Here is a 16,255-nt window from a genome sequence, read left to right as displayed (position 1 = left end):
CGATGTTCCTCCGCATCGTTCAAGCACGTATGAGAGCATAGTTGCAAATTTTGACGTTTGCGTAAACGTCAAAATGCTCAGGTGGGTAAATTTATCGGGAGCAAGGAGCGGTTATTGGCGTTGGAAAAGCGAGAATCCATAATTTTTTAAGGGAATTAAAGGAAAAGTTAAAAAATACCGACGTCGGTTAACCACTTCTTTACCACGTTTCGTAAATTGTTCGAAACGTGGTGTCTGTTCGCGTTGTCTGCTCGTTTACCTCAAACGTGCATCGCAACGAGTCGGGATTGGGGTGGCCCATTCTCGATGACAATGCAGATCGACGCTATGGCGGACCAATGCCAACCATCGCGAAGTGAGCAGGAACATGAACGGATCGAGACCAAATCGGTATAGCGATGGCAGATCGTCCCTTGATGCCTTGAGCCGGACCATTGAGGGGCTGGAAGCTCGCATCGAGGGCCTCATGGGTCAGCCTCCGCAGGAACCACAGCCTCAGCGCAGGCTAGAGCCGGTAGAACGCCACGTTCAGCCGCCGCTTGCTGCTCGGCCGGAGCGTTTTGATCCAATCAACGAGATTCGCCAGCGCCAGCGTGCCCTCAATGCAGCGACGAGACCGCCACGGCAGGAAGATCGCCAGGAACGTCTCGAGCGGCAAGAACGCCCAGCGCCCCGCCAGCCGGAGCGCGCCCCATTTGTGCCCGCGCCGCGCCCACCTTTGGCGCGCTCGACTGCTACACCGCCCGCAGACGCTCCTCAGCGCGCCTATCAGTCTTACGAGCCACGGCCGCCTCAGCCGCCAGTCGTTTCCCAGCCCAACGATACCGCCATGCGTGATATCGCGCAGGCGCTTGTCAGCCTGCGCCAGGAACTGAAGCAGGATCTTTCAGAAGGCATTGCTCGCGAAGTGCAGGGCCTGCGCTCGGAAATCCGCAGCATCAAATCAATCGCTGAAGACAATCAGTTTGTCGGTGATATCCGCTCCGACATCGACCGTTTGGCTGCCAGCATCGATCAACTCGGTGGCAGTGCTTCGCCGAATGCTTATGGCTTGCGCGAGGAGTTCGATGATCTGCGCGCCCTGATGGATCAGCTTGCGCGGCAGGACACCGTCAGCCGTATTGAAGATCACTGGGAGAACGTTGAGGAGAACCTCAGCAAGTTCGACACATCTGCACTGCAAGAAGAGATCGTTTCGCTGGCCTACCGGCTGGATGACATCAAGGGCCACCTTGGTGCGATGAGCGATAGCCCTGCGGTTCGCATTTTGGAAGAAAAGCTGATCACCATCGCAGAAGCTGTGGAACATCTTGGCAAGCATATGCAGCCTTCCGGTGGCGCAATTACGGAACAATTCTCCAATCTTGACCAGCGCCTTGATGAAATCAGCCGTGCGATTGCCGCAACCAGCTCGCGCAATGCCGCGCCGGCTCTGGATACATCGCTGTTCCAGCGTCTTGAAGGCCGCCTGAACGGTTTGGCTGTGCAGATTGATGAGCTGAGCAATGCCTCCGCTCGCAGCAATCCGGCAGACGAACTTGCCGGTCGCATGGAAGCACTGACCCTTCGGATCGAAGAACTGGCAACCGAGCGCAATGCCGTCCATCTGGATGAGCGGCTCGATCAGCTTTCGCTGATGATGGAACGTGCTCAAAAACCGGTTGCCCAGCCGGAGCTGACAGGTTTTCTGACCGACATTTCGCGTAAGATCGAAGCGCTGGATCATGGCACGTTTAATGATGCCCTGGCCTCGCGTCTCGACGATCTGGCACGCCGTATCGAGGACCTCGACTACCGTCAGGCACAACAGCAGCAACAGCCGGTTGCCGCCTTTGATGATGGTGCTTTCCTGCGGTTGGAAGAACGGCTGGTCGATATCGCCGCCCGCCTTGACGAAACCTCGTCGTCATCACCGACCGATTACAACGCATTGCAAAATCTGGAAGACCAGATTGCCAACCTGTCCTCGCTGATCAGCCAGCCGGTGCAGCCTGAGCCGTTTGTAATGCCTGCGGAACTTGATGCCCGCATGGCTGCAATCGAAGATTATATGGCTTCCAACGATGAGTATATCATCGAGGCGGCACGTCAGGCGGCAGAAGCCGTGGTGGATGCCTATTCCCGCAAGGGTTTGTCGGGCAATGTCCAGCAGACCGACATGACGATGCTGAACGACCTGGCCAGCGATCTGCGCAATCTGGAAAACCTCAGCCGTTCGTCGGAAGAGCGTACTCATCGCACATTCGAAGCGCTGCATGAAACCCTCGTGCAGATTGCCGGTCGTCTCGACAGCTTCGACAACCGCTCTTTCTCGGAAACAAATTTCGCAGCAGCCCAGCAATCCTGGCAGCAGGAACCGGTCGAAAACCGCCCGGCACGCGAACCCGTTGCCGAAATGGCATCCGGCAGCCTTTTTGCCTATGCCGGTGAAGAAGAGGCTGCACCTGCAAAGCCGCTGTTCAACAGCGCAGCCATTGAGCGCCAGCTGTCGGAAGAGGCGGCCCAGCAACTGGAAACCGCGGCAGAAGCCCTGATCATTCCGGAAGCGCGTCCGTCTGCCGATGTCGCGATCGCTGACAAGCCAGCCGCTCCGGTCAAGGAAAAGCGTGGTCTGCTGGCAAGCCTGACAAGCCGTTTCAAGTCCGAGGCATCGCGCACAACAGCATCCGAGCCACAGCAGCGCACCCAGATCAATCCTGCCCCATCGCTGGATCCGATCGACGTTCTGCCTGCCGGTCAGGAAAACGAGCTGCTTGAGCCAGGCTCTGGCGTACCGGACGTCAAGAAAATCCTTGAACGTGTCCGTGCCAGCCAGAATGCACAGCGCGACACGGCTAAACCTGCCGGTCCTGAAGTTAGCAAGGCAGACTTCATCGCTGCTGCCCGCCGCGCCGCGCAGGCCGCTGCACAGGAAACCATGCCTGAAAAGGCATCTGGTGCTGCCAACAAGGATGTCGCAGGTCAGGAAGGCAAAGCTTCCGCATTTGCACGTTACCGCCGCCCCATCCTGATGGGTATCGGTGCGATCCTGCTGGTGATGATGGCTCTGCCGCTGGTCAAGTCGGCTATCGAAGGTGAGCCTGCATCGCAGGTTATCGAGCAGGCTCCAACCCAGGCCCCAACACAGGCCCCGGGTGAAAACTCTGCGATCACACCTCCTGCTGCTCCGGAAGTTGCACATGAGCCGGTGACCATTCCGTCCGACCTGCTGTTGGAAACCGACAAGGCCGTTGAACAGGACGCGGCAATGACCGCCAATCAGCAGCCGAATGCCATAGATGAAAGAACCATCGGTGGTGCACCGCTGCCTGAAGCTGAAACGACAGCCCAGCCGCCGCAGGAAACATTGCGGGCACCGGTCGATGCCGTTGTCGCTGACAAGATTGCCATTCCGTCTGAAATTCAGCCGGCTTCTCTGTCTGAGGCCGCTGCTTCCGGCAATGCAGCTGCACTGTTCGAAGTTGGCGCACGTTACACCGAAGGACGTGGCGTTGCTGAGAATGCCGGCGAAGCTGCGAAATGGTACAAACTTGCTGCAGACCGCGGTCTCGCGCCCGCTCAGTACCGCCTTGGCAACATGCTGGAAAAAGGAAACGGCGTTTCGCGCGACCTGAATGAAGCCAGCGCCTACTACGCCAAGGCTGCAGAGCAGGGCAATGCCGGTGCCATGCATAATCTGGCGGTGCTTCTGGCCTCTGATGCGATTGGCCAGCCAAATTACGTGCAGGCGGCAAACTGGTTCCAGAAGGCGTCTGAACTTGGTGTTCACGACAGCCAGTTCAACCTTGCCATTCTCTATGCACGTGGCAGCGGTGTCAGTCAGAACATTGAAGAATCCTACAAGTGGTTTGCTATCGCCGCCAATGGCGGAGACAATGACGCAGCCCAGAAGCGCGATGAAGTTGCAAAGGCCATGCAGCCTGCACAGCTTGAAAGCGCCCGCGCCAAGGTTGCCGCCTGGAAGCCGACACCACTTAACGAAGACACCAATGCCGTCAACATGCCGGATGAGTGGGCTGGCATGGAAGGTGTAAAAACCTCCACGGTCGACATGACCAAGGCAATCCGCAACATTCAGGCCATTCTGAACAAGAACGGTTTTGATGCGGGAACTGCCGACGGGCAGATGGGCAAAAAGACGGTTGCCGCCATCAAGGCATTCCAGCAGTCCATTGGACAGGAACCTGACGGCCGCATTTCCGATAACCTGGTTAAGGCCCTGCTGGAGCGCAACGCGTAATCGCTCCGGCAGCAAAGTTTCCAAATTATCAACGCAATTCCGGTAGATGAATTGACTTGCCTGCCCCCGGCAGGCATGACAGTTCAGGATATGCGGTAAAGCCGCGTTCCTTGACTGCCGGAATGCTAAGATCAGGCAAACACTCCAAACGACCGCTTTGCCTTCCAGCCTTGAACCACCCTGCTTGAGGTCCGAGCGTGACTGTTTATCTGCCGATTGCGGAACTGTCGGTGAATATTTTCATCATTCTAGGCATGGGCGCCGCTGTTGGATTTCTGTCCGGCATGTTTGGTGTAGGTGGCGGGTTCCTGATCACTCCACTGCTGATTTTCTACAATATTCCCCCCGTTGTTGCGGTTGCGACCGGTGCTAATCAAGTTGTCGCATCCTCGATTTCCGGCTCGATATCGCATTTCCGGCGCGGTACGCTGGACGTGAAGCTGGGAAGTATCCTGCTTATTGGCGGTATTGGTGGGGCAACGGCCGGTATCTGGTTGTTCTCGTTGCTGCGCCGGGCCGGCCAGCTCGATCTGATCATTTCGCTGCTTTACGTGATTTTTCTCGGAACCGTCGGCGGTTTGATGCTGATGGAGAGCATTGTGGCGCTTCGCCGCGCTGCCCGAAATGAGCAAGTCACGTTGAAAAGACCGGGGCATCATAACTGGGTACACCGCCTGCCGTTTAAAATGCGGTTCAAGAAATCCAAGATCTATCTCAGCATCATTCCGCTGATTGGCCTTGGTTTCTTTATCGGCGTCCTGACCTCGGTCATGGGTGTCGGCGGCGGTTTCATCATGGTTCCTGCCATGATCTACCTGCTGCGTATCCCGACCAACGTCGTTGTCGGAACCTCGCTGTTCCAGATCATTTTCGTGACGGCCTATACGACGATCGTGCAGGCTGCGACCAACTATTCCGTCGATATCGTTCTGGCCTTCATCCTGATGATTGCCGGTGTAGTCGGCGCCCAATATGGCGTACGCGTTGGTCAGAAGCTGCGCGGCGAACAGCTGCGCGCCCTTCTTGCCCTTCTTGTTCTGGCTGTTGGTGTACGTCTTGCCATCGCGCTGGTCGTCCGGCCAGAGGACCTCTTCTCGGTTGCTGTGGGAGGGGTGGGCTTTTGATCCGCAAACTTCTTCGCGCGCTGTTTGCCACTATGGTACTGAGTGGCTCCGCATGGGCACAAACACCGCCACAGATCCCGGCCTTGACGACATCACCTTACGGCCAACCACAGACGGTACGTGAGACCATCGAGATTGGTGCTTCGACGACGGAAATCGCCATCACCTCGGATTTCCGTGGTGCCGATTTTACGATGTTCGGTGCGCTCAACAATCCCGACCAACTGCTGCTGGCCATCGGCCAATATGATGTCATCGTCACACTGGCAGGCCCGCTGGACCTGGCGACGGTGCGCAAGAAAGAACGTGTCTTTGGCATCTGGGTCAACACCAGCTCTATCAGCTTTGAGCCGCTGCCGGAATCCTATGCGCTTGCCAGCACACGCGATGTCAATTCCATTGCCAGCCCCGAAGTGCTCAACGATATCGGTCTTGGTGTAAATCACCTGCCTCTGGTAACGGCCGGCTACGCGGGCGAGCCTGACAATATCGGAGAGTTCCGTCAGGCCTATCGTCGCCTCAAACTGTCAGATGGTATTTATCGCAATGATGAAACCGGCGTGCGTTTGGAGCGTACCGGCCTGTTTTGGGCAACGCTGCGCCTGCCAGCGAACGTACCGAATGGCGTACACACCGCCCGTGCCTATCTGTTCAAGAGCGGTGACTTCATTGCGCAACGAGAACTGCGCCTGCGTGTCGTCAAAACTGGTATCGAACAGGCCATTACCGATGCTGCCCATCAAACACCACTTGCCTATGGCATGTTGTGTGTTCTGATCGCCGTCATTACCGGCTGGAGCGCCAGCATCCTGTTCCGCAAGGACTGATATCCTCCCGGTAATATCAGCTTGAGTGCTTGATACGGATCAATCTGCAAATTGCCGTTCAGGTGCATGATGTCCTTATCAGCGCACAGGGACAGTTCCGTTCTGGTAGCGCTGTTTTTCAAGCGTTGCGGCGGGTCGGCAACCTGATGGGTCCTCTGCTGCGAAAGGGGAAATGCCATGTTCAAGCACATTCTCATTCCAACCGACGGATCACCCTTGGCGCAGATTGCTATCGACAGCGGTTTTGCGCTGGCAAAGGATGCCGGAGCCAAGGTCACGGTCATCACGGTTGCCGAACCGTTCCACATCGTCGCGGCCGATGCAGAAAACATTGCCATCATCACCGAAGAGGAAGAGACGCATATTTGTGATGAGGCCGAGCAGGTATTGAAAGACACGCAGGCGAGGGCAAAAACACTGGGCCTGGAGTGTGACGCGTTGTTTGCCCGCGCCACCAAGGCGCATGAAGCTATTATCGAGGCTGCAAACCAGATTGGCTGCGATCTGATTGCCATGGCCTCTCATGGTCGCAAGGGCGTCCGTGCCATGGTTCTGGGCAGCGTCACCTCGAAGGTGTTGAGCAATTCGAACATTCCAGTTCTGGTCTACCGCCAGTAATTTGGAGGTCAGCCGATCAGGTTGTCGAAACGTACGGAATAAATCCTGTCGCGGCCGAGCAAATGGGCCACGAGATGCGTCCTGTTAAACAGGCCGTTCATGGCGGCATGCCGGAGGTCCAGCCCGCCGGTGGTTACGCCAAAGGCCGGCATCACAAGACGTGTGCCATCGGTGGCAAAACAGGCGCGGCGTACCGACTTTTCACGTCGCCTGACCACGGCTGCCGGATGCAGATGCCCGGCGATTTCGCCATTTGCTTGGCCTGGTTTCGGTTCATGTCTGAAGACAAGGCCGGAACAATGTAGTTCATCGACCGAGTTCCCAGGCAATCCAACCGCGCCGTCAGGGTCATGGTTACCATTGACCCACAGCCAGTCACGACCTTTCGCCATATCTTTGATGGATTGGCGAAACAGCGGGGGCAGCAGGGCAGAGCCTTTCCGGTCGTGGAAATTATCGCCAAGGGTGACCACCGTCTTGGGAGCGTAACGGTCGATGAGGATTTGCAACAGTCGCAGTGTCGCTAGTGTGTCGTAAGGTGGGTGCAGCTGACCACGACGCGCAAAGGCAGCGCCTTTTTCCAGATGCAGGTCCGAGACAACAAGCATGCCATGTTGGGGGATAACCAATCCGCCAAGCGGATCGCACAGCACAGCAACATCATGCACACAAATTTCGGCGCACTGGCTTGGTGTCTGTGCAGTCACATCGCGGTAGCTGGCAATACGGTTCATGCTGTTGCGTTATTCCTTCATGGCTTCACGAATAAGGTCTTCTGCCGCTTCCTCAAGCACCGTTTCATGGGCTTCGCCAGCCACGTGCTCGCGTCCTATTTCCAGCATCACCGGCACGGCCAGCGGCGAAACCCGCTCAAGCGCCCGGTGGGTTATATGGCTTCTGATTCGCTTCAGCATATCTCCAAGTCTGCCGATATCCAAAAGTCCGGAGGCTGCATCAATGCGTGTTGCCTCCATCAGAATGTGGTCGGGCTCATGGCTGCGTAGCACGTCATAGATCAGATCGGTTGATACAGTGACTTGTCGTCCGGTCTTTTCCTTGCCTGGATGTCGCCTTTCGATCAACCCTGAAATCACGGCACAGTTGCGAAATGTCCGCTTCAGCAAAAAGGATTCGTTGAGCCACGCTTCTAGATCGTCGCCCAGCATATCCTCGTCAAGAAGCTCATTGAGGGAGAGACGATCGTTGGCCAGCATCCGGCCCATGTCCTCCATGCCCCATATGGCAAGCGAATAATCTGTCGCCACGAAACCAAGTGGTTTGGCACCGGCACGTTCCAGTCGACGGGTAAGCAACATGCCAAGCGTCTGGTGCGCCAGCCTGCCTTCAAACGGATAACAGATGAGGTAAAAGCGTTTGCGATGTTCGAAGGTTTCAACAAGTAGCTCATTGCGCGCCGGAATGAGCGATCTTTCTTTTTGGATTTCCAGCCAGTCGCGCACCTGATCGGGCAGTTGCGACCAGCGGGCAGGGTCTGCCAGCATGGAACGGACCTGATCGGCAAGATAGGTCGATAGCGGGAATTTTCCCCCGGCATAGGACGGAATTTTCGGGTCCATGGAAGAGGCCTGCGAGGCAAGACATTCATTTTCACGGATACCCTCGAAACGTAGCACCTTGCCGGAGAACACGAATGTATCGCCCTGAACGAGCTGTTCCAGAAAATACTCCTCGACCTTGCCCAGTGACATTCCGCCGCGGCCAAGCGTGCCACGGTCATTACGTTTGACCATCCGCACATTCAGTTCTGCCGCTTCGATGATGGTCCCGAGGTTCATGCGGTATTGCTGCGCGACCTGCGGATTGGAGACCCGCCACAAGCCATCCTTCGTCTTGCGAATGCGGGCGTATCGCTCGTAGGTGCGTAGTGCGTAGCCACCGGTCGCGACAAAGTCGAGAACCCGATCATATGTACCGCGTGCCAGTGGCGCGTAGGGATAGGCACTGGTCACTTCCTCAAACAGCATGTCGGCATCAAAAGGTTCGGCACAGGCCATGCCCATAATGTGCTGCGCCAGCACGTCCAGCGTACCGGCACTGACCGGTGGCGTGTCCTGCGCACCAATGTAATTCGCATCGAGTGCCGCCTGACACTCCATCACCTCGAAACGATTGGCCGGAACCAGGATTGCCTTGCTCGGCTCGTCCATGCGGTGATTGGATCGGCCGATGCGCTGCGCCAGACGGCTTGCTCCTTTCGGAGCACCGACATGGACGACCAGATCAACATCACCCCAGTCAATGCCAAGGTCCAATGTCGAGGTGGCGACAACGGCACGCAACCGGTTTTCTGACATTGCCGCTTCCACCCTGCGGCGTTGTCCGGCATCCAGCGAGCCGTGATGCAGGGCAATCGGTAGATTGTCGTCATTGATGCTCCAGAGTTCCTGGAAAATCCGTTCGGCCTGTGAGCGTGTGTTGACGAAGATCAGCGTTGTCTGATGCTGTTTCAGGATCTCATAGAGTTCCGGCATTGCATATTGTGCCGAGTGGCCGGACCAGGGAATGCGCTCCTGCGCATGTAATATTGCGATATCCGGTTTCGCGCCACCGGACACGGTTATGACACCGGCAGGACCGGTATCGCAATGCTGGGGTGCCAGCCATTGCCGCAGCTCCATCGGTTCGGCAACCGTCGCTGACAGACCGATTGTACGCATGCCCGGCGCGTGTTTGCGTAGCCGCGCTAGACCAAGCGACAAAAGATGCCCGCGCTTGGATGTAACGAGTGAATGCAACTCATCCAGCACGACAAATTTCAGGTCTTTGAAGAACCTTTCCGCTTCGCGGTTGGCCAACAGAAGCGCGACCTGTTCAGGGGTGGTCAGCAGGATATCGGGCGGGTTCAGTTTTTGTCGCTGCCGTTTGCCCTGCGGGGTGTCGCCGGTGCGAGTTTCAACCGTAATGGGAAGCCCCATTTCCGAAACCGGCTTCATCAGGTTGCGTTCGATATCGACGGCCAGCGCCTTGAGCGGCGATATGTAGAGAGTGTGCACACCCCGAAAAGCTTCGCCTGGCAGCTTGCGAGACTGCTGTTGCTGCGTAAGGTCGGTGAGAGAGGCGAGAAAACCGCCAAGCGTTTTACCGGCGCCGGTCGGAGCGATCAGCAGCATATTCTCGCCACCGCGCGCCCGCGCCATCAATTCAAGCTGATGAGGGCGTGGTTGCCAGCCTTTATCCTTAAACCAGCCTCTGAAAACATCCGGAAGTGTCGTGGTTTGTGCCTTGCTGTTCAATCACTCGCGCCTTGCAGGTATTGCCGCAACCCGCAGCCAATGTGCGGAACATGCTCAATATGTGGGCTGCAGGGCCACGTAAAACAACGGTAATCTTGGCGCAGTCTGGAAATTACGGTTGTTCGTCATCCAGACTGTTGCGCACTTCGGTATTCTGCTCGGTGCGGTCACGGTAAAGCGCTGCACGGCCAAGCAACATCAGCGAGACAGGTGTGGTCACCGTCATGAAGATACCGATGAAAATCTCGTGAAAGGCAAATCGTCCTTCAGACACCGAAAAATAGATGATTGATGCCATGACAATGCCACCCGTTCCCCAGCTTGTGCCAAGGGTCGGCGCATGTAGCCGCTCATAAAAGCTGTTGAGTTGGGCAAAGCCGATAGTGCCGATCAGCGCAAGGCTGGAGCCCAGCAGGATGAAAAAGGCAACGGCGATGGCTGCCCACAGCGGAAACTCACCATATTCGCTCATTCGATCACCTCACCACGCATCAGGAACTTCGAAAGGGCAACAGTCGACACAAAACCAAGGATGGCGATCACCAGTGCAGCTTCGAAATAAAGGACGTTGCCGGTGCGAATTGCAAAGGTCAGCAGCAGTAGCATTGCGCAGACATATAACGTGTCGAGGCCAAGCACGCGGTCCTGTGCGCGGGGCCCGCGTGCAATACGCGAAACCGATATTCCCATTGCGATGGCCAGAAACAGTTGCGCAAGGCTGATTGACCAGAACAGAATGATTGAACTCATTCGAATATCTCCATCAGCAGTTTTTCATAACGGTTTTTGATAAGGGCGGTCCATGCCGTCTCGTCGACATTGTCGAGCACGTGCAAGAGCAACGTTCCCTGACTGGAGTTGTATTCCAGCCAGGCACTGCCCGGTGTGCTGGTCAAAATGATTGCGAGCGTCGCAAGTCCCATCGGATGTTTCAGCTCAAGTTGAATGTTCAAGAAGCCGGAACGACGATTTTTTTCCTTCTTGAACAGGATGATCTGCGCAACTGATATGTTCGAGCGGACAATATCGAAAAGCACGATCAGGATGAGCTTGGGCAGTAGATACCAGCGACGAAACGTCGGTTTGACCGGCCGCAACGCCGCCATCGCCATGGAGGCGATCATGGCGACGATGCTTCCCAGAATAAGGTGGCCAAGCGAAAACGTGTTCAGCACCAGCCAGAAGATCACAAGCGAAACCGTCAGCAGCGGATAAGGAAAGATACGCGCAATCATGGGCGTGCCTCCTCGGCTGGGCTGGTCGCCCGTGGTGCGGAAATAACACCCTGAATGTAGGATTCCGGCAGGTCGAGAATGCGGGCCGTTTCTTCCATGTAGCGCATAACAGGACCGGCCTGAATGGTCATCAGCAGTGTCAGGCCGAGCAATGCCATCACAGGTGCAATTTCGATCACCAGCACGCGTGGAACGGTGCCTTCAATCGAGGCCCAGAAGGTTCTGATGCCTGCACGGGTCATCGAGATCAGGGCCGCAAAACCGGAAAACACGATCAGGAACACGATCCACCACGACAGTGCCGGGATGGTGTCATTCGCGCCAAGCCCCGAAGGGTTGAGAATGGCGGAAAGGATCGAGAACTTGGCGATGAATCCGGAGAGCGGCGGCAGACCCGCCAGAAGAATACCGCAGGCGGCAAAGCACGTGCCGAGAACCGCCATGGTTCCAGGCATCGTCACCCCCATTTCGGCGTCTTCCTCTTCATCCTCCGCGTCACCATAGGCTTCCATGGTCACGGCAAGAACGTTCGCGCCGGCATCCTGTCCGCGTTCCACCAATTCAATTAGCATGAAGAATGCGCTGATCGTCAGCGTCGAGCTGACCAGATAGAACAAGGCTCCTGCGGCGACCGTCGCATTGCCCGTGCCCATGGCTGCCAGCAGCGTGCCGGACGAGACAAGAACCGAAAAACCGGCAAGCCTGCCAAGTGCCTGCGAGGCAAGCACACCAATGGCGCCAAACACAATTGTGGCTATACCGCCATACAACAGCGCATCATGACCGAAACCTGCTGATTCTCCGGCTGTTGAGCCAAACAGCAGGAAGGACAGGCGAGCGATCACGTAGATGCCGACTTTGCTCATGATGGCAAAGATACCGCCGACCGGTGCCGATGCCGCGCTGTAGGTTGAGGGCAGCCAGAAGTTCAGAGGCCACATACCGGCCTTGACCAGAAACGCCACGCCAAGAACGGCGGCACCCGTTTCAAGCAACATGCGCTGGTCGGGCTGCAGGGACGGAATACGCTGAGCCAGATCGCCCATGTTCAGCGTGCCGGTCACGCCGTAGATCATGCTGACGCCGATCAGGAAGCAAAGCGCGCTGACAAGGTTGATGGCGATGTAATGTAGACCGGCCTTGACGCGAAGCTGGCCGGAGCCGTGCAGCAACAGGCCATAGGACGCTGCCAGCATCACCTCGAAGAACACGAAGAGATTGAACAGGTCACCTGTCAGGAATGCACCATTAATACCCATCAGCATCAGGTGGAATAGTGAGTGAAAATGTGCACCTGACTTGTGCCACTTCGCCAGCGAATAAATCAGTGCCGGAATGGCCAGAAGCGATGTCAAGAGTAACATCATGGCGGAAAGTCTGTCAGCCACCAGCACAATGCCGAAAGGTGCCGGCCAGTTACCGAGCAGGTAAACGCCGGTTGAAACGACAGCCGCCACTTCCGTGTTGACGGTCGAATTGACCTGCTGGAACAATGTGATGGTGATCAAAAGCAAGACACAGCAGGACACCAGACTGATCATCGCTTTGGCAAAACGCTGACGCTCATCAAAGAACAGCAGCAGAGCACCGGTTAAAAGCGGCAGCATAATAGGTGCGATGACGATATGCGAAGGGAAGGAGTTCATTTCGACTGCTCCCTTCCGTCAACGTGGTCTGTGCCGGTCAGGCCTCTTGCGGCAAGCAGAACGACGAGGAAAAGCGCCGTGGTCGCAAAACCGATGACGATAGCTGTCAGAACCAGTGCCTGTGGTACGGGATCGGTCAGGGTTGAGATATCAACCCCATCCACCAGTACCGGCGGCGCATTGCTTTTGATGCCTCCGACACCGAAGATGAACAGGTTCACCGCATAGGACAACAACGACAGGCCAATAATGACCTGATAGGTACGCGGACGCAGGATGAGCCAGATGCCAGAGCCTGTGATGACGCCGATGCCGATTGAGAGAATGAGTTCCATTTACGCGCCCTCCGCTTTCGTGTCCGCAGATTTGACGCGGTAGTTACGCAGCGACTGGTGGGCAATCGCGATGAGCATCAGCACCGTAGCGCCAACGACGAGAGAGAACACGCCCAGATCGAACATCAATGCGGTGGCAAGCGGGATCTTGCCGATATAAGGCAGCTCCAGATATTGCGAGTAAGATGTCAGGAACGGATATCCGAGATACCATGATCCCATGCCGGTCATGGCAGCAACGATCAGACCAAAACCCATCCAACGCAGTGGCAGAATACGGATGCGGTCTTCTGCCCAGCGTGTGCCACCGGCCAGATATTGCAGCAGGAAGGCAATCGCCATGGTGATGCCTGCCGAGAAACCGCCACCTGGAAGATCATGCCCGCGCATGAACAGGTAGACAGCGAAGGTAATGATTACCGGGAACATCCACTGCATGATAACTGATGGAACAAGCAAGTAGTCCCGCGCGGTATCGCCAGCCGAACGTTCCGGCCGGGCGGCATCGAAGGCGTTTTGTATCTTCTGCTGTTCGGTTTTACCGATACTCTCGCTGGCTGGACGGAAACGACGCAGCAGCGCAAACACGGTTAGCGCCACAATGGCAAGAACCGCAATTTCACCCATCGTATCAAAGCCGCGGAAATCAACGAGGATAACGTTGACGACATTACGGCCGCCGCCTTCCGAATAGGCACGCTCAAGGAAATAATTGGCAATTGTATTTGGCACAGGCAGCGTCATCACGGCGTAGGCAACAACAGACATTGCAATTCCGCACGAAACGGCCACCAGAAAGTCGCGGGCGCGGCGAAGCTGGGCCGGCAATTCTGTGCTGTTGTCCACCTTTTCCTCGCGCTTTGGCAGCCAGCGCATACCAAGCAGGATGAGGACCGTGGTGACAATTTCAACGAGAAGCTGGGTGATCGCCAGATCCGGCGCCGACAGCCATACGAAGGTAAGGCATGTCACCAGGCCGGTCACACCAAGCATGATGAGCGCAGCGAGACGGTGATATTTCGCCTGCCAGGCAGCACCAAGTGCGGCGACCATTCCGATCAGCCACAAGATGACAAATACCGGATCAAAAGAGGTGACGCGTGGCAAGGTCAGTGCGAAATCAGACATTATCAGCGGCGAGATACCAGCCACCAGTGCAAACAGCACCAGCAGGCGCAATTGCGGCTGAAGGCGGCGTGTGCCGAGAGTGCTTTCCAGCCAGCGTGCCCATTTCCAGGAAACGGTAACGATAATACGCTCGAAAATACGCTGGCCGCGCAGGTGACGGAAGACCGGCGGACCATCATCACATTTGGCAAGATAACCGTTCAGCAGCACGTAAAGCAGCACACCACTGGCCAGTGCAATCAAGCTCATAATGAGCGGCAGATTGAAACCGTGCCAGATCGAAAGGCTGTAATAAGGGGTTTCCGGACCAAGCACCGACAGAACTGCAGAATGCAGGTAAGGGCCGATAGAAAGACCAGGAACGATCCCAACCACAAGGCAGGCAAACACCAGAAACTCGATCGGGAAACGCATCCAGCGCGGTGGCTCATGTGGCTTCGGGTTTGGCAGGCCGGTTGGCGCAGGTCCAAAGAACACCGTGTGAATGAAGCGCAAAGAATAGGTGACGCTGAAGGCGCCAGCAATTGTCGCGACATAGGGCAGGGCCTTGTCGAGAATGGAATCCGCGTGGGTTTCCACCGCCTCGGCAAAGAACATTTCCTTGGAAATAAAGCCATTCAGCAGCGGAACACCAGCCATGGCGGCACTTGCCGCCATAGCCAGAGTGGCCGTCGCCGGCAGATAGGTATAAAGGCCGCTCAGCTTGCGCATGTCGCGAGTGCCGGTTTCATGGTCGATGATACCTGCGGCCATGAACAGCGACGCCTTGAAGGTCGCGTGGTTCATCATGTGGAAGATCGCAGCTACGGCGGCAAGCGGACTTCCAAGACTGAGCAGGGTTGTGATCAGGCCTAGATGGCTGATTGTCGAATAGGCGAGCAGACCTTTGAGGTCCTGCTGGAACATCGCGAAATAGGCGCCCAGCAGCAGGGTGGAGATACCCGCAAAACCAACCAGCCAGAACCATTCCGGTGTGCCGGACAGAACCGGCCACAATCGCACGAGAAGGAACACGCCGGCCTTCACCATGGTTGCCGAGTGCAGGTAGGCCGACACAGGTGTCGGCGCAGCCATGGCGTTCGGCAGCCAGAAGTGGAACGGGAACTGCGCACTCTTGGTCAGCGCACCAATCAGGATCAGCACCAGTGCCGGCACATAAAGCGAATGCGACTGCACAACGGAGGCGGATTTCAGGATAACGTCGAGATCGTAACTTCCGACAATATGGCCAAGAACAAGCAGACCGGCCAGCAGGCAGAAACCACCGATGCCCGTGACGGTCAGCGCCATACGCGCACCATCGCGAGCGGCTGCATTGTGGTGCCAGTAACCGATTAGCAGGAAGGAGAAGATACTGGTCAGTTCCCAGAAGATCGACAACAGGATGACGTTGCCTGAAACGACGACACCGAGCATTGCACCCATGAACAGCAGTAGAAAGGCGAAGAAACGCGGGATCGGATCTTCGGTCGACATATAATAACGTGCATAGAGCACAACCAGCAGGCCGATGCCGGTGATAAGCACGCAGAACATCCACGCAAAGCCATCAAGTCGCAGCGTGAAGTTCAGGCCAAGTTGCGGCAGCCATTCGGCGTCGTAACGCAGAACGGCACCACCGGCGACGGTCGGGTACAGGAACAGGCTGATCAGCAGTCCACAAAGGGCGACTGCGCCTGCCACCGATGCTGGACCTGCTGCCGCACTCGTTCGCAGCATCATCCCGGTGACGATGCTGCCGATGAAGGGCAAGGAAATCAGCAGTGGCAGAAGGTATTCAGGATTCATAGGCGGCGGTCATTCATCAAGCGGGTTTCAGGGGCAAATGGTGTCTCTGAACCGAGGGCT

Annotated in this window: 12 protein-coding genes; 4 read left to right on the top strand and 8 right to left on the bottom strand. The window is 56.5% G+C overall.

The genetic code is table 11. The features are described 5' to 3' along the window. Positions 1-367: 367 nt before the first annotated feature. The 4 genes from M2418_RS15820 to M2418_RS15805 all read left to right on the top strand — a co-directional run bounded on the left by M2418_RS15820 (position 368) and on the right by M2418_RS15805 (position 6,809). The gene (locus M2418_RS15820; protein WP_259147756.1) at positions 368-4,240 is read left to right on the top strand and encodes a peptidoglycan-binding protein; all 3,873 of its coding nucleotides are present in this window, start codon (positions 368-370) and stop codon (positions 4,238-4,240) included. A gap of 197 nt (positions 4,241-4,437) precedes the next feature. Continuing rightward, entirely contained in the window at positions 4,438-5,364 is a 927-nt protein-coding gene (locus tag M2418_RS15815) for a sulfite exporter TauE/SafE family protein (protein ID WP_192486807.1), read from the top strand. A 32-nt stretch (positions 5,365-5,396) separates the two neighbouring features. After that, a complete protein-coding gene (locus M2418_RS15810; RefSeq protein WP_259148029.1) occupies positions 5,397-6,191 on the top strand; it encodes a TIGR02186 family protein in 795 nt (264 codons plus the stop codon). 177 nt (positions 6,192-6,368) lie between these two features. Continuing rightward, positions 6,369-6,809, top strand: coding sequence for a universal stress protein (locus M2418_RS15805; protein WP_259147754.1), 441 nt, complete (start codon positions 6,369-6,371; stop codon positions 6,807-6,809). Between the two features lie 8 nt (positions 6,810-6,817). Here the strand turns inward: M2418_RS15805 and pdeM are convergent, their stop codons facing one another. The 8 genes from pdeM to M2418_RS15765 form a co-directional block, all read right to left on the bottom strand. Then, positions 6,818-7,543 (bottom strand): ligase-associated DNA damage response endonuclease PdeM, encoded by a 726-nt coding sequence (pdeM, locus tag M2418_RS15800; protein ID WP_259147752.1) that lies wholly within the window; start codon positions 7,541-7,543, stop codon positions 6,818-6,820. Between the two features lie 9 nt (positions 7,544-7,552). After that, positions 7,553-10,063, bottom strand: coding sequence for a ligase-associated DNA damage response DEXH box helicase (locus M2418_RS15795; RefSeq protein WP_259147751.1), 2,511 nt, complete (start codon positions 10,061-10,063; stop codon positions 7,553-7,555). A 112-nt stretch (positions 10,064-10,175) separates the two neighbouring features. Then, on the bottom strand, positions 10,176-10,535 hold the full coding sequence (gene mnhG, locus M2418_RS15790; RefSeq protein ID WP_192486811.1) for a monovalent cation/H(+) antiporter subunit G: 360 nt from the start codon (positions 10,533-10,535) through the stop codon (positions 10,176-10,178). Further along, on the bottom strand, positions 10,532-10,813 hold the full coding sequence (locus M2418_RS15785) for a K+/H+ antiporter subunit F (protein WP_192486812.1): 282 nt from the start codon (positions 10,811-10,813) through the stop codon (positions 10,532-10,534). The genes mnhG and M2418_RS15785 overlap by 4 nt, the downstream gene beginning before the upstream one ends. Then, on the bottom strand, positions 10,810-11,298 hold the full coding sequence (locus M2418_RS15780; RefSeq protein ID WP_250983428.1) for a Na+/H+ antiporter subunit E: 489 nt from the start codon (positions 11,296-11,298) through the stop codon (positions 10,810-10,812). The genes M2418_RS15785 and M2418_RS15780 overlap by 4 nt, the downstream gene beginning before the upstream one ends. Next, positions 11,295-12,944: a monovalent cation/H+ antiporter subunit D gene (locus tag M2418_RS15775; RefSeq protein ID WP_259147750.1), complete on the bottom strand. Its 1,650-nt coding sequence runs from the start codon at positions 12,942-12,944 to the stop codon at positions 11,295-11,297. The genes M2418_RS15780 and M2418_RS15775 overlap by 4 nt, the downstream gene beginning before the upstream one ends. Then, positions 12,941-13,279, bottom strand: a complete 339-nt coding sequence (locus tag M2418_RS15770; protein ID WP_192486815.1) for a Na+/H+ antiporter subunit C — start codon at positions 13,277-13,279, stop codon at positions 12,941-12,943. Before M2418_RS15770 ends, M2418_RS15775 begins: the two co-directional genes overlap by 4 nt. Continuing rightward, positions 13,280-16,195 (bottom strand): monovalent cation/H+ antiporter subunit A, encoded by a 2,916-nt coding sequence (locus tag M2418_RS15765; protein WP_259147748.1) that lies wholly within the window; start codon positions 16,193-16,195, stop codon positions 13,280-13,282. Positions 16,196-16,255 lie beyond the last annotated feature (60 nt).

Origin of the sequence: Rhizobium sp. BIGb0125 (assembly GCF_024810055.1) — a bacterium.
Taxonomy (GTDB): domain Bacteria; phylum Pseudomonadota; class Alphaproteobacteria; order Rhizobiales; family Rhizobiaceae; genus Agrobacterium.
This window is presented reverse-complemented; position numbering and strand designations above follow the sequence as displayed.